The following is a 14717-nucleotide window of genomic DNA, read 5'->3' on the forward strand; positions in this document are numbered from 1 at the left end:
ACAAACTCCAATTTCTCACAATTATTCACTATCCAGTGCAAAGTCTGCACTTGGATCAATCAGTCTTTGCCATAACTTGCAAACGGTCATTCGGGTATCGTGCCAGTCGCTTGCAGACACTTGCATGGATTGATTTGCAAGGGCTAAGCGATGGCTCTCGGCGCGTTCACGGAGATAAGCTTGAATCAGAGCAGTCGCATCGTCGCTGGATAAGCAACCTGATTTTGCGGCATCCTCAAGAATTCGTACATTGTCGGAGAAATGGGCGAGATCTTTATTCGTCCCACTCCAAGCCAACACCGCATACTGTGCCATAAATTCGATGTCTACGATACCACCTGCATCTTGTTTTAAATGAAAAATACCATCTTTTTTTTGATCGGCGGAAGAACCGAGATGCTCCTTCATTTTCTGACGCATTTTCAGTACTTCTGCCCGTACATAATTTTCATCACGGGGCTGAATCAAAATATCCCGGCGCAAGACTTCAAACTTTTTCCGTAAGCTCATTTCACCCGCAATCGGGCGGGCTCGTACCAAGGCCTGATGCTCCCATAGCCAGGCACTCTTGAACTGATACTGTTCAAAGGCTTTTAAACTGGTGACCAAAAGCCCAGCTTCGCCCGATGGACGCAATCGGGTATCGACTTCATATACACGTCCATCCAAGGTTTGCGTGGTCATGAGGGACATAAACTTTTGTGCAACCCGCATGGCAAATTCAAAGCCACTGATCGGCTTAAGTCCATCGGTATCGGCCTGTTCACCCATATAGTGAATAAACACCAGATCCAGATCCGAGCCATAACCCAATTCAATTCCACCGACTTTACCATAACCAATGACTGCAAAAGCCGTATGCTCGACTGAACAGCGCTGCCCTTCTGCATCCAGTGGAAAACCATGCTTTTTTGCCACAATCTGATAGGCCAGATGCAGCGCTGCATTCACCGATACTTCAGCAATATCGGTCAAGGCATCGGAAACTTTCATTAAAGGACTTTCAGCCAGCACATCACTGGCGGCAACGGCCAGAACATTAGATTTTTTAAACAGGCGCAAGACCCGCATCTGGTCTTCGACCTGATCAATTTCAATCCGTAAAAGTTGCTGACGTAAAGAGTCTTCCAGATCCTGACGTTTTGGCAATTCAAAATCCATCGACAGGAATTCATCCAGTAGCACCGGATAATGGGTCAGTTCTTCACAAATCCAGGGGCTGACCGTGGCCATCTTCACCAGTCGCTGCAACGCCCCTTTACTCTCGATTAACATCACCAGATATACCGTACGGCGCATCACTGATTCGACTAAGGGCATCAAGCGCACCAATGCCACCTGAGGATCATCTGACTGTAAAACGGCTTCAATTAAATGCGGCCAGAAGGTTTTTAAACGTTGTACCGCCTTTGCCGGTAATTTTTTTAAGGCATGCCCATTCCAAAACTCATAGACAAGATTCTTTGCATTATCATCCAACACTTCTTTGAGTTTCTTTTCCAACTGGGAAAAACTTTCAACCAAGGTGTCAGGGCCATTTTCCTTGATTAGATGATCAAACTGATACATCACTTTGTCACGCTTTTCATTGAGATATGCCATAAAGCTGTCCCAATCCGCAAAACCAAGTGTGTCCGTTATACGCGCCCTTAACTCTGGCTCTGTCGGTAGTGATTGCGTTTGCTGATCATTCAGTGCCTGAATCGCGTGCTCAACCCGGCGCAGGAATAAATAGGCATTTTCCAGATCCTGCACCGCCTGTTCATCCAGCAACTCGGCATCATCCAGATGATTTAGATTCACCAGACACTGCCGATCCTGCAATTCAAGTTTGGCCCCGCCATAAATCAGCTGAAACACCTGCACGATAAATTCGACTTCGCGAATGCCACCGGCTCCGAGCTTGATATCATCTTCAATATTACGGCGCTGTACTTCGCGCTCGATCATGGCTTTCATTTCGCGCATGGCTTCAAAAGCGCTGTAATCGACGTACTTGCGAAATACAAATGGACGGGTCATCTCCAGCAGCTCGTCGCCTTCTGGACTTGGATTGACAATACGCGCTTTAATCCAGGCATAACGCTCCCATTCACGCCCATGCTGGCTCAGATATTTTTCCAAGGCTGCATGACTAATGGCTAGTGCTGAACCATCGCCCCAGGGACGCAGGCGCATGTCGACGCGGAATACAAAGCCATCCGCCGTGATCTGATCCAGCAAATGAATGAGTTTTTGTCCCCACAGGATGCAAAACTGCTGCACATCAATACATTTACGCCCATCAGTTTCACCCTGCTCATCGAAGGCAAAAATCAGGTCGATATCACTGGAAAGATTGAGTTCTTGGGCGCCGAGTTTCCCCATGGCAATGACAATCAGATCTTGGACTTTTCCGTTATAGCCGATTGGCTGGCCATACTTGGCAACGACCGGAATACGGGCAAAATCTTTCGCCGCACAGATGCACGCATCGGCAAAATCGGAGAGTTCTTGGGTGAGGGTAATGACATCGGTGAGTTGATTGGCATCCTGCCAGATCCAACGAAACATCAATCGAGCCCGCAAAATACGCATTGCGCGCATCCACGTTGCTTCATCGCTTATATTTAGGATGCAGTGCTGCACCAGCTGATCAATATATTCCCGACTGAGTGAGCCTTGAAACTGATCAATTGCATAATCCTGTTCCAGTAAACTCTGGTGATTGGCCAATACCTGTTCGGTATATTGGCTAGCTCTTAAGGTTTTCTGCAATTGTGCCGCATTCATCACTCAACTCTTCCCCTGAAACATTCTGCTTAGTTTTGACATACTCCCACCACTTTCACGATGTTCAAGTGGGGGATTCTAAAAGTAAAAGCTCTTAGGTGACTTCCTCACGGATTTCACTTGCTTTCTGCTTCGCAAGGCGACCTTTACCGCATCCACCCTCCACAGACAAAACGGTATGTCCTACCGCCAAAATATTGCGAGAAGCATTAATATCTGCATTCTCGCCAAAGCTACACTCGACACAACTAAAGTTTGCTTGAGTAAGCCTATTTTCTTTTGCAACGTGACCACATGAACTACAAGTCTGACTTGTATATTTAGGGTCAACTTTAACGAGTAAACCACCTCGCCATTGCTGTTTGTACACCAACATATTAACAAGCATTGACCAACCTTGATCCAGGATTGATTTATTTAAGCCGGACTTGGCTTTAACATTCTTTCCTTTTTTCTCGATTGAGCCTTTCGCTGACTTCGACATATTGGCTACTTTTAAGTCCTCAACTACGATCATTGCGTGGTTTTTGCTGAGCGTTGTGGTGACTTTGTGCAAGTAGTCATGCCGAATATTGGCAATATGATGGTGTAATGTATTGATCTTGAGATTCAGCTTTTTCCAATTTTGACTGAACTTGTTTTTCTTTCTCAGCTTGCGCTGAAGCCTAGCCAACTTTACTTGATTGGCCTTGAAACTATTGATCGGGTCGAATACTTGACCACTAGACGTTGTAATTAACTTTTTAACACCTAAATCAATGCCAACGGCTGATTTTGATGGGTGGACTGGTGCTTCTACTGTGTTTTCAGCACCAAATGACACATACCATTTCCCGACATGCTTTGAGATTGTGACGTTCTTAATCTCACCCACAATATTTTGTGATTTTCTGAATTTCACAACGCCAATGTCATTAGGTAACTTAACTTGGTTGCCTTTAACCCAACAATATCTGCCAAATTGAACAATACGAATGGAATCATAACCATCAGATTTCTTTTTGAATCGTGGCATAAGTGGTCTAAGTTGAACTTCACCACCATCGGATAATTTAAAAAATCGTGGCTTCTTAGCTCTAAATGGTTTTTGCTTTAACTTAGCTTGTTCCTTTTTGTTAAAAAACTTCCCCCCAAGCATCACCAAGATCACGAACTTTTTGTTGGAGTGAAACGCCATTTGAGCTGTTTTCTAGAAAAGCACATTCAGGTTTTTTGCGTAATTCAGGAATTTTATTGACTAAATTAACTTTGTTGATTCGCTCATTATTAGCAAGCATCTCGAACGAAACAGCTAAAATTTGATTCCAAACAAAACGTGCAGAGCCAAGCAACTTGTTTAAAACAAGCTCCTGTTCCGCATTAGGCTCAAGCCTAAATTTGTACGCTTTGTTGATCTTCATTTCGCCTTAAATCTATTTAGATACAGAAACTTAATGCAAATTATTCTATCATATTGCACTAAAAAAAAGTCGTGAAATTCACCTCCACCCTAATGTTGGGTGGAGTCCTCTTTCACACTAAAGATAGCAGGAGTTTTGTCTCAGTGGGAATGTTTTAGTTTGAAATTTACCTTTTAAGATTGCTCGGCATGTACATCTTCAAGCACTAGCGCCTGATGATCATTGGTAACCATCGGCAAATGCACAGTAAAGGTCGTACCACGGCCCTCTTTGGAATCTACAGCAATTTGACCATGGTTCAGGTCAATAAAGCGCTTGCAGAGTACCAGACCCAAACCTACCCCTTTCTCTTCAGCTGTGCCTCTGACACTCACACCCAAAGTCGGTTTAAACAGATTCTGCATCTGTTCTTCGGTCATGCCCAGGCCAGTATCCTGAATCGTAATCTTGACCTGCTCGCCTTCCATCTCTACAGCTAAAATCACTTTACCGCCTTGATTCACCGGGGTAAATTTAAGCGCATTCGACACCAGGTTTTGCAAGACAGAGGTAATCATGTTGATATCCGCATGTACCTTGATGTCTTCAGGAATATTATCGACCAGTTCGATCTTTTTATTTAAGGCCAAACTTTTCAGAACACCACATACAATCTTGCTGGACTGTTTCAATTCATAATTGATCGGATGATAAACAAAGCGCCCACCCTCTGCCATCGCCCAAGTCAGCAGGCTTTCCAGCAGGTTATAGGTCGATTGTGCATTATCATATAAATAATCCGCAATACTCTGAATACTGGATTCATCCAGTGTGTCACGTTCCTGTGCCAGTACTTCGGAAAAGCCGAGCAAGCCGTGAAACGGTGCACGCAGATCATGCGCAATAATCTGGAAAAATTTAGTTTTACTGAAATTTTGTGCGCATTGCTGCTCGTATAATTCTTTCAACTCAGTATGTTCTTGATTGAGCTGAATTCGAATCACTAAACTTTCAGCAAATTGTTTGATGGTGGCAATATCGTCCTGATCGAACAGTTCAGTCTGATCATCAAAGAAAATGACCTGTCCAAAAGACACACCGCTACTTGATTTTAAATTAAAGGCGACTAATCTCTGATGCGCTACACCGAGATCTTTCACATAATTTGACAATTCTGTATAAGCAGGATGCGTCTGGTCAATGACATCTGACTGTTGCAGATACGCAGGCAGATTCACTTCCTGTGGGGCGTGCAAGGCCCGAAAACCGCGCGGACAGCTGTACCAGATATAGGGTTCCGTGTGGAAGCCGATAATACTGGTTTTAACGTTTAAAACTTTACGGGCGATCTTACAAAAGGTGTCTAATAGGTTGTTGGAGGTATAGACACCTAAAATGAGAGATATACGGCACGAGCTTAATTGCTCCGTATTCTGACCGACCTCTAGCAGTTTTAGTTCCATGTCTGCCTCTCTGAATGTTTATGGAATATAGAAAACACTGCCGACCAAATTCATACAATCAATAACAAAGATTCTATATTTACTCAACGATGAAAACTCACCTATAGGTTAAAGGATTTGTTAACCTGTTTCTATCCAGATACATTCTTAACCGCAAAGCACTGATATTTAATTGATTAAGAATAACTTGAAAATTTACTATTCGAAAAAAACCTACATAAGTATTTGAAATTAATATATCTCACCTAAAATAAGCATGTTTATTTGTATTTACTGTAACACACTATTGACTAAAAAATACCCACTATAGCTTTTTACTCTATTTGGAGTAAAAGCTAATGATTTTTCAATTATATAACTTGACCTTATGATTAAAAAGAAATTTTATATCAGGTCTCATCTATCTAATAACACTCAGAATTATTTTTTAATTTTTAAAACTATCTTAACAATTCCAGTCTACGAAATATTTAAATATCAGGATATTGACTAAAAACAGGCCAAAAAAGCCACTGAGAATTGTAAAGATTTTACATTCATTAACAAATTAATTGCAGAAATTTTGTATTTTTTATCATCAATGCAGTTTTAGAAGCTGGAATAGTAATATTAAGATAGACCACTTATAGACTATGCATGTCCAAGTCAAACCAATCAGTTCAAAACAGCTATAAAAAAGCGGCCTAAAAAAGACCGCCTTTTTACATGGCTGCTTAATTGTCAGAAATCAACGCCACTTGCTGTACATAGTTAAACAGCTTTAATTTAGAAGCATTCACTTCTTCTTCAGGTGCTTGATTCTTTAAATCACGATGTACCCGAAGATAATGTTGACGTAAGGTATGACGCTCTGTCGCATTATAGGTTTTGGTAAATTCATTGATGGCCGGATCACCATCTTTGACAATTCGATCCACCCAACGCTGTAATTGGGCTGTCTTTTTAAGACCTTGTTTGGGTGTTAAATAAGACAAAATTACAGTTTCATTTTCATTGCGTAATAATTTACCAATCCGTGAAAATTGACGGCGACGTGCTTCATGTGAACTAATTGCCTGCACATCAAGCAAGGCGTCAATCAAACGCTCATCTACGGGTAGGTTTTTAATTTGTTTAGCGCTCAGCTCTGCAAGCTGCGCACCTAAAGCAGCCATACGCTGGACTGCTTTTTTCTGTTCGGTCTTACTTGCGCGTCCCTCTAAAGAATCAAAATCTTCTTCAGTTAAACTGTTCGGTCGACGTGCCACGATTAATCTGCCTCATAAAATTTTGCTGCAAATAGTGCCTGAATTTCAGATAAGGCTTTGTCCTCATCTGCTCCTTCAATCACTAAGCGTAAAGTTGTTCCTTTGCCTGCACCAAGCATGAGCAATGACATGATATTTTTGGCATCTACCAATTTGTCAGCCTTGCCAATCTGGATACTGGAACGAAATTTGGTGGTAACTTCTATCAGTTTACCAGATGCGCGTGCATGTAAACCCAGTTTATTAATTACGTCAACTGTCGTATCAATCATGACCAGTGCTTCATTTCTCGATGGAGGACTTGAATAGACCATTTTGCCTCAAGGGCTTTTTTTAGTCTATCCACAATATAAACAGAACGATGCTGACCACCGGTGCAGCCAATCGACACGGTCATATAATGACGATGCCCTTCGGCAAAGGTCGGCAACCACTTGTCCAGAAAATGATACAGATCATTGAACATGTCCTCGACCTGATCGCTCTTTTGTAAAAATGCCTGCACCGGCTGATCTAGCCCTGAAAATTTGCGCAGTTCCAGTTCCCAATGCGGATTAGGCAAATGCCGGACATCAAAGACATAATCGGCATCCAGTGGAATGCCATGCTTATAACCAAAGGATTGCAGAATCAGGATCAGGTTATCGGCCTGTCCGAGCTTGGACAATAAGGTATGTTTCAGGTCATGCACGCTTTTGTCAGTGGTATCGATATGCACCGTAGAACGCAACTGAATCGGCATCAACAGGATTTTTTCTTCCTGAATGCATTGATTTAGACTTTTAAAGCGCGACGCCAGAGGATGTGGCCGACGCGAAGCACTAAAGCGGGCGATCAGCTCCTGATCCTGCGTGGTCAAATAGATAATATCAACCGAACCATGCTGTTGCAGCTGTTCAAATACATGATCAAATTCTTGTAAATCCGCCCGCGTGCTACGTACATCGACGCCCAGCGCCAACTGTTCCAGATTATTTTCACTGTCCAGTTTTGCCACGATTTCGGGAAGCAATGCCAAAGGCAAATTATCAATACAGTAATAACCCAGATCTTCAAGCACTTGTAATGCAGATGACTTACCCGAACCAGATTGTCCTGTGACAATTAAAATACGCTTCATGCATGCTACCCTTTCATCTTAGCCGGCAGTGTATTTAACCTGCAGGTTATCGATCAGACGTGTATTCCCCAGCTTTGCAGCTATAAATAACACAAGATCTTGATTAAACGTATGAATTTTTTGTAATTCTGGAGTTCTAGCTTCAACATAATCCACCACAAACCCGGCATCGGTTAAAGTCTGACGAATCTCGGCCAATACCGTATCCAGTTCCTCACCTGCATGTAATTGCTGTTCAGCCCGTTGCAAGCTTTGATAAATGACCGGTGCGATTGCACGATGCTCTTCGCTTAAATAGCCATTGCGCGAACTTAAAGCCAGGCCATCTTCTGCACGGGCAATCGGTACACCAATCACTTCCAGTGGAATATTCAGGTCTTGTACAAACTGACGAATCACCGCCAATTGCTGATAATCTTTCTGGCCAAAGAAAGCGTAATTCGGCTGTACGATATTAAACAATTTAGTGACCACCACCGCCACACCATCAAAATGGCCAGGACGCTGCAAACCGCATAAATCATTGGTAATGTCAGAAACACTGATATTGGTCAGACGCGGTTTTTTGCCATACATTTGCTCAACCGTCGGCGCAAACACGATGTCACAACCAACTTCTGCCAAAAGCTGCTGGTCCTGCTCAAGCGTGCGCGGATAGCTGTCAAAATCTTCATTGGGCCCAAACTGAATCGGATTGACAAAGATACTGACCACCACCACATCACACAACTTACGTGCTTCACGCACCAGATTTAAATGTCCCTGATGCAGATTGCCCATGGTCGGTACAAAACCGATAATCTTGCGACTGGTACGCGCCGGATTTAATGATGCCGCTAAGCCCTGAATGGTGGTTTCTGTTTTCATCTTACAATTCAACCTGAAAAGTTTGTTCTGGTGCCGGGAAAGATCCATCTAAAACTGCAGCATGGTAGGCTTTAAAAGCATCCAGAATGGCTGTCGCACCCGATTGTTCTTGCATAAAATTACGTACAAATTTTGCGGTATGTCCAAAAGTCAAACCGAGCATGTCCTGAACCACCAATACCTGACCATCTGTAGCTGCACCTGCACCAATGCCAATGACCGGAATCTGCGGAAACAGCTCGGTGATTTCTTGGCCCAGTTGTGCCGGTACGCATTCAAGTAGCAATAGTGCAGCACCTGCCTCTACGACTGCCTTACAATCTGCAATGAGCTGATCAGCGGCTTCACGGGTACGGGCTTGCAGTTTATAACCGCCAAAGACATGTACCGACTGTGGCGTCAGACCTAAATGCACACACACCGGAATACCGTTACGTGTCAGCACTTGTATGGTTTCTGCCAGCCATGCCCCGCCTTCCATTTTCACCATTTGCGCGCCAGCCTGCATCACGGTTTTCGAACTTTGCAAGGCATCATTCAAGGTAGCATAGCTCATAAATGGCAAGTCAGTCATGATAAAGGCATGCTGGTTACCACGGCGTACCGCAGCCGTATGATAAGCCATATCTGCAACCGTGACCGGCAAAGTCGAATCACGCCCCTGAATTGACATTCCCAGAGAATCGCCAATTAAAATGCTGTCCACTTCGGCAATTTCCATGGCTTTGGCCATACTGGCATCATAGCAAGTCAGACATGAAAATTTGCGTCCATCTGCTTTAAAGCGTCTTAAATCACTCAGACTGACCATGAAAATGTTCCTCTATGCTTGAAAATTCTGACGAAGCTACCATCACTTAAAAATTAAATATTTGCCCAGTTGCTGTCGTCGAGTACCGTGAGGGTCGACTGTTTGACGATGTCCAGGTCTTTTAATCTGTGTCCATGAACCTGTATTTCAGGATCAATATCCAGAAGTGGAATCAGGACAAAATCACGCTCTAATACCCCGACATGCGGCACAGTTAAGCGTTCATTGTGAATCTGTTCATTGCCGTAGATCAGCAAGTCCAGATCCAGTGTACGTTCGCCCCAATGACGTAAACGTACCCGACCTGCGTCCTGCTCAAAGGCTTGCAAACGATCCAGCAGGCTTAAAGCGGCCAGATCGGTATTTAACTGCACCACTGCATTCAGATAGTTCGGCTGATCCTGTGGTCCCATCGGTGGACTTTGATACAGATGCGAAGTTTTCACCTGCCCCAAGGTCGCCAGTTTCTGTACAGCTTCTGCCAGAATCTGGCGTGAATCGCCTAGGTTACTGCCTAGGCCAATATACGTCACGATCATTGTGTTGGTCCAAACACCACCTGGCTCAGATCACGTTTTACCCGCTTACGTTTCATAATCGGATGATCTGCGCCAATTTCACCGCTGGCACTGGCTGCCACATGCGACAGAGGTTTCGCCTTGTCTTCAAACTTGGCTTTACGCACACGACGATTGCGTGGTTCAGGTTCATTCACTAACGGCTCAATCTCAGCGAGATCTTGCTGCTGGGTCAGTTTCTGTTCCAGATGTTCTTCTTGACTCGCCTTGCGGCGGCTCTTGGCACGCTGACGGTTATACTGGCTAATGGCCCTTTCTTTCTCGTCACCGCTCATTTGCTGGTAAGCATCCCACCAGCTGCCCATGCCTTGGGCAGTCGCATCACCTGATTTTTCACGCAGCAGCAAAAAGTCAAAGCCGGCACGGAAACGCGCGTGGCTGGACAAAGCCTCGATTTGCTGTGGTTTTGGATTCAGCAAACGGGTCTGCATTTCCCAGACTTCACGAATAAAGGTTTCCGCAAAGCGTGGAATAATAGTGCGAGTCGCCTGACGTTTTAACACATCCAGACCGGCTTGGGCACGGACTTCGGCCGCTACCACGCCTTTATTCAAATAAAATTCACAACGCTCCAGGAATGGCTGCCATAACAATACCGCATAGAAAAATGCCGGGTTGATGGTCTTGCCAATCGAAATACGCTGATCGGTATTTTTCGCAGCACGTTCCATAAACGGCGTAATTTCAGGCTTGATATCTGCAAATAACTGCTGCCAGATCCCGAAATCGATCAGCATGGGCAAGACACGATTCAGGTGTCCCATGGTGAACAGCTTCTGTGATTCATCATAAAGTCGATGTGGAGAAACATCACGCAGCAACTGGGTCATTTCCGGCGTAAAGACATCCAGAATCGCTTCATCAATATTAAAGTTCAGCTTGGCGGCAAAACGTAAGGTTCGCAGCATGCGCACCGGATCCTCTTCAAATCTTAAAGTCGGATCACCGAGTAAGCGTAAGGTTTTGCTGTGAATATCATCCACTGCATTGCAGAAATCCAGCACAATGCCTTTACGCGGCTGGTAATACATCGCATTGATGGAAAAATCACGACGGGCAAAATCCTGCTCGATGCTGCCCCAGTTGTTATCACGCAGAATCATCCCCGCGGCCGAGGTCACTGCTTTTTTTGGTGGTGCACGGAAGGTTGCCACTTCAACCAGTTCCCGCCCTGAATAGACATGCGCCAGTTCGAAACGTCGTCCGATAATTCGACAACGTCGTCCGAAAACTTCCTTGACCTGAGCCGGGGTTGCATTGGTGACTGCATCGAAATCTTTAGGATTCAAACCTAACATCAGATCTCGAACACCACCACCCACGATATAAGCTTCATAGCCTGCCTTGTTTAAGGCATCAATCACATCGAGAATATAAGAAGGTAATTGAGCGGTTGATAAACCACATTTTGACGCGCGCAAAGTTTGCAAAAGACGCTGTCTCCTACGTCTGAACGTAAAATTCTAAGATGACGCTAATCATATCGCTTACACGCCTAAAGGGCAATTTGATTATGTCAATCCTGCGAGTCAAATCAATCAGCTAGTCATGATCCGTACTGTCGCCTTACAAGGCCAGTTTGGCCTTGTTTTTGGCAAATAATGCCGGCCCAATACCTTTGACCAGCTGGATCTCTTCAATGCTTTTGAATTTACCGTTTTTTTGCCGATGCTCAATAATCGCCTCGGCCTTCTTTTGACCAATACCATTTAGCTGCTGTAATTGCTCCACTGTTGCATTATTCAAACTGATTTTATCAGCGGCAGAAGATGTCGATAATGCAGGCTTCGCCAGATAGTGATTGCTTTCTGATGAAGCCGTAGCGGCAGCTTTTTTCTTCAGGCGGGCGTCGTGTTGTTGTTGCTGGGTCTTCCATTCCATATAATCGGTCGCAGTCGCATGCGCAGTTCCGATAGAAATAAAGCCCAGCCAGCAACTCAGAAGAAAGTTAATCCACGTCGGACCGATTCGATAAGGTATTTTTTTCATGTGCTGCTCTTTGTTTTAATTCTAATTTAGCCTGTTCCCAGAGCTGATCAAGTTCAGCCAGTGACAGTTTTTCCAAGTCTAATTGTTGTAATTGTGCCTGATCTTCCATCAAGGCAAAGCGGGTCCGGAATTTATGGATCGTCCCCAATAATGCCATCTCGCTGGAAATGCCAAGTTTACGACCAACATTCACCAGAGAAAATAAGCAGTCGCCAAATTCTTCCTGTATTTCATCGGAATTTTGTCCGGCTACCGCTTCTTTTAATTCAGCCAGCTCTTCTTCCAGCTTGGCATAAGCACCCGCCATGTCCGGAAAATCAAAACCGATTTTGGCGACATTTTTTTGAATTTCATCAGCCTGCGCCAAAGCCGGTGCATGTTTAATCTGATCCAGGCGTGAACGCGGCTTGCCCTGCTTTTCTTGCTGTTTGATTTCTTTCCATAGCTCGGACACATCTTCCGGACTCATTTTTGCAAATTGTTCAGCTTGAAATACATGCGGATGACGGCGAATCAGTTTATCGGTAATGGCCTGCACCACATCCTGAAAATCGAAAGCGCCCTGCTCACTGTACATCTGCGACTGGAACACCACCTGTAACAGCAAATCACCCAGCTCATCGCGGACATCATCGACTTTTCCAGAGCGGACTGCTGCTTCGACTTCGTAAGCTTCCTCAATGGCATATTTGGTCAGAGATTCGGGGGTCTGTTGCTGATCCCATGGACATTTTTCACGTAATTCGCGCATGACCTGGAGTAGTTGTTCCATGTTTAAAAACCTCTTTTTTTTACCAAATAGTCGCGTCAATCTGCCGGTTTCTTGTTATGCTCAAAAAAAAGACAATAAGGAGATCAGGCACATGCACAGTATATTGATTAGCGGTGCAGCACAAGGAATTGGTGCCGCGACGGCCGCCCTATTTTACCAGCACGGCTACAAGGTGGGCATTTATGATGTTCAGGTGGAGCAGGCAGAACAATTGGCCCAGCAACTGGGCGAACATGCCAAAGCCGGTTTTCTGGATGTGGCTGACTACGCTTCCTGGGAAACAGCTTTAGCCGAATTTTCAGCTTGGGCAGGTGAAATCAATATTCTGGTCAATAATGCCGGGATCTTATATTCAGGGCCTTTTGAAGATACTACCATTGCGGCACATCATCGGACTCTGGATATTAATGTCAAAGGAGTCATGAACGGCTGTCATGCCGCTTTCCCTTATTTAAAAGAATCTTCATTTGCCCGCATCATCAATCTATCTTCAGCTTCGGCGATTTATGGCCAAGCCGATTTAAGCAGTTATTCCACCAGCAAGTTTGCAGTGCGTGGCCTGACTGAAAGTCTGGATATTGAGTGGCAACCCTATGGGATTCGAGTCTTGGATGTAATGCCGCTTTTCGTCAGTACGGCCATGGTCAAAGATATGCAGGCAGAAAGCATCAAAAAGATGGGCGTGCATTTAAAAGCAGAAGATGTCGCACAAGATATTCTGAAACTTGCACAGCTCAAAGATTCCATCTGGCAAGCCACGCATCATCCGGTCGGCTTCAAAAGCCAGTTTTTATTTCATTTGTCGCGGATGAGTCCACAATTTGTGAATCGGCTGAGTAACTTGGTCATTGCCAGAAAATAAAAAATATTCGGGTTCATTCTGTTTTAGACAGTGTGATGAATCTGGATCACAGGAAATCTCAACCCCTTGCAGGAATCCTCACTTTGCCAGGCCACGGTGAGCATGCAGCCAGCAAGCGTATAATTTTGATAGGCATAGACGCCAATCTCTGGATGTTCGCAGCGTCCGCCATTTTGCTCAGGATGGATATTGGTATTGAGCTCGTTGAGGTTGATCCGGATTCCCAGTCCCGAGGCCTTTAACACCGCCTCTTTGGTGGTCCAGACTTTAAACCAGTATTTAGGGTCATAAGCCAGCGTTTGCCAAGTTTTGAGTTCTTCGGGATGAAAGGCGTGCTGTGCCAAGGCTTCAAAACGAACCTTACGACTCAGTTCTTCAATATCAATTCCTAAGTTCTGAACTTGCTTGCTCGTGGCCAAGGCGTAGAAATTCTGACTATGGCTATGATTAAAACTGAACTCCGGATAGTCATTTAAATAAGGCTTGCCAAAATTCGTCCGCACCACCTGTTGATCGCTAACTGGCAATTCAAAAGATTGGGATAAAAGCTGATTGCGCAAAAATGCCACTTCGCGTTTCCGTTCGGCAATCTGGGTTTTGCGGTCTGACAATTGATCACAAGCCAGATCAGAAAGTTGATGCAGATGAATTTGAATCAGCCGAGCCACGTGAATCCATTAAAAAGATGTCAATTGATTTGAGTGTAAAAGAATTTACACTTTTATTGGGAGAGAAATTCATTATTTTGTCTTGTCCTGAAATAGATTGACAGTATTCCACTTCAAACCGAGTTAAGCAATTAGCTCGGTTTTTGTTTGCTCATACATCTGATTCGGGGTGTTCATATTTAAACTTAA

Annotated in this window: 13 protein-coding genes and 1 pseudogene; 1 reads left to right on the plus strand and 13 read right to left on the minus strand. The window is 44.4% G+C overall.

Translation table 11 applies throughout. From position 1 onward, the window contains the following. Positions 1-21 precede the first annotated feature (21 nt). From glnE to mazG, 12 genes and pseudogenes are all read right to left on the minus strand, one after another. Positions 22-2772 carry a bifunctional [glutamate--ammonia ligase]-adenylyl-L-tyrosine phosphorylase/[glutamate--ammonia-ligase] adenylyltransferase gene (gene glnE / locus WFH18_RS05720; protein ID WP_005103272.1) on the minus strand — a complete coding sequence of 917 codons (2751 nt, stop codon included), beginning with the start codon at positions 2770-2772 and terminating at the stop codon, positions 22-24. 94 nt (positions 2773-2866) lie between these two features. Beyond that, positions 2867-4172: pseudogene (locus WFH18_RS05725) on the minus strand (RNA-guided endonuclease InsQ/TnpB family protein). A 173-nt stretch (positions 4173-4345) separates the two neighbouring features. After that, positions 4346-5614 (minus strand): sensor histidine kinase, encoded by a 1269-nt coding sequence (locus WFH18_RS05730; protein ID WP_004733022.1) that lies wholly within the window; start codon positions 5612-5614, stop codon positions 4346-4348. 713 nt (positions 5615-6327) lie between these two features. Next, entirely contained in the window at positions 6328-6861 is a 534-nt protein-coding gene (gene yjgA, locus WFH18_RS05735; protein ID WP_004278333.1) for a ribosome biogenesis factor YjgA, read from the minus strand. Between the two features lie 2 nt (positions 6862-6863). After that, positions 6864-7133, minus strand: coding sequence for an HPr family phosphocarrier protein (locus WFH18_RS05740; protein WP_034438008.1), 270 nt, complete (start codon positions 7131-7133; stop codon positions 6864-6866). Next, positions 7130-7981, minus strand: coding sequence for an RNase adapter RapZ (gene rapZ, locus WFH18_RS05745; RefSeq protein WP_004278335.1), 852 nt, complete (start codon positions 7979-7981; stop codon positions 7130-7132). The genes WFH18_RS05740 and rapZ overlap by 4 nt, the downstream gene beginning before the upstream one ends. 18 nt (positions 7982-7999) lie before the next feature. Continuing rightward, entirely contained in the window at positions 8000-8848 is an 849-nt protein-coding gene (gene panC / locus WFH18_RS05750) for a pantoate--beta-alanine ligase (protein ID WP_305158191.1), read from the minus strand. Between the two features lies 1 nt (position 8849). Further along, entirely contained in the window at positions 8850-9659 is an 810-nt protein-coding gene (gene panB / locus WFH18_RS05755; RefSeq protein ID WP_305158190.1) for a 3-methyl-2-oxobutanoate hydroxymethyltransferase, read from the minus strand. A 53-nt stretch (positions 9660-9712) separates the two neighbouring features. After that, positions 9713-10198 (minus strand): 2-amino-4-hydroxy-6-hydroxymethyldihydropteridine diphosphokinase, encoded by a 486-nt coding sequence (gene folK, locus WFH18_RS05760; protein ID WP_005245998.1) that lies wholly within the window; start codon positions 10196-10198, stop codon positions 9713-9715. Then, positions 10195-11667 carry a polynucleotide adenylyltransferase PcnB gene (gene pcnB, locus WFH18_RS05765; RefSeq protein ID WP_253159879.1) on the minus strand — a complete coding sequence of 491 codons (1473 nt, stop codon included), beginning with the start codon at positions 11665-11667 and terminating at the stop codon, positions 10195-10197. The genes folK and pcnB overlap by 4 nt, the downstream gene beginning before the upstream one ends. Positions 11668-11803: 136 nt before the next feature. Beyond that, the gene (locus WFH18_RS05770) at positions 11804-12226 is read right to left on the minus strand and encodes a ComEA family DNA-binding protein (RefSeq protein WP_191112194.1); all 423 of its coding nucleotides are present in this window, start codon (positions 12224-12226) and stop codon (positions 11804-11806) included. Next, positions 12186-12998 (minus strand): nucleoside triphosphate pyrophosphohydrolase, encoded by an 813-nt coding sequence (gene mazG / locus WFH18_RS05775; RefSeq protein ID WP_305158188.1) that lies wholly within the window; start codon positions 12996-12998, stop codon positions 12186-12188. Before mazG ends, WFH18_RS05770 begins: the two co-directional genes overlap by 41 nt. Before the next feature lie 91 nt (positions 12999-13089). Here mazG and WFH18_RS05780 point away from each other — a divergent pair, with 91 nt between their 5' ends. Continuing rightward, positions 13090-13860: an SDR family oxidoreductase gene (locus WFH18_RS05780; protein ID WP_305158187.1), complete on the plus strand. Its 771-nt coding sequence runs from the start codon at positions 13090-13092 to the stop codon at positions 13858-13860. A gap of 23 nt (positions 13861-13883) precedes the next feature. Here WFH18_RS05780 and WFH18_RS05785 read toward each other — a convergent pair whose 3' ends face one another. Next, the gene (locus WFH18_RS05785; RefSeq protein WP_262458171.1) at positions 13884-14528 is read right to left on the minus strand and encodes a 4'-phosphopantetheinyl transferase family protein; all 645 of its coding nucleotides are present in this window, start codon (positions 14526-14528) and stop codon (positions 13884-13886) included. Positions 14529-14717: the final 189 nt, after the last annotated feature.

This window comes from Acinetobacter sp. USHLN143 (assembly GCF_037145695.1).
Classification (GTDB): domain Bacteria; phylum Pseudomonadota; class Gammaproteobacteria; order Pseudomonadales; family Moraxellaceae; genus Acinetobacter; species Acinetobacter fasciculus.

Bases quoted from the DNA above. Each gene is read 5' to 3' on its own strand.
- WFH18_RS05740 (WP_034438008.1), bottom strand. From the start codon at position 7,133: ATGATTGATACGACAGTTGACGTAATTAATAAACTGGGTTTACATGCA.
- rapZ (WP_004278335.1), bottom strand. From the start codon at position 7,981: ATGAAGCGTATTTTAATTGTCACAGGACAATCTGGTTCGGGTAAGTCA.
- glnE (WP_005103272.1), bottom strand. From the start codon at position 2,772: ATGAATGCGGCACAATTGCAGAAAACCTTAAGAGCTAGCCAATATACC.
- folK (WP_005245998.1), bottom strand. From the start codon at position 10,198: ATGATCGTGACGTATATTGGCCTAGGCAGTAACCTAGGCGATTCACGC.
- mazG (WP_305158188.1), bottom strand. From the start codon at position 12,998: ATGGAACAACTACTCCAGGTCATGCGCGAATTACGTGAAAAATGTCCA.
- WFH18_RS05730 (WP_004733022.1), bottom strand. From the start codon at position 5,614: ATGGAACTAAAACTGCTAGAGGTCGGTCAGAATACGGAGCAATTAAGC.
- WFH18_RS05770 (WP_191112194.1), bottom strand. From the start codon at position 12,226: ATGAAAAAAATACCTTATCGAATCGGTCCGACGTGGATTAACTTTCTT.
- panB (WP_305158190.1), bottom strand. From the start codon at position 9,659: ATGGTCAGTCTGAGTGATTTAAGACGCTTTAAAGCAGATGGACGCAAA.
- WFH18_RS05780 (WP_305158187.1), top strand. From the start codon at position 13,090: ATGCACAGTATATTGATTAGCGGTGCAGCACAAGGAATTGGTGCCGCG.
- panC (WP_305158191.1), bottom strand. From the start codon at position 8,848: ATGAAAACAGAAACCACCATTCAGGGCTTAGCGGCATCATTAAATCCG.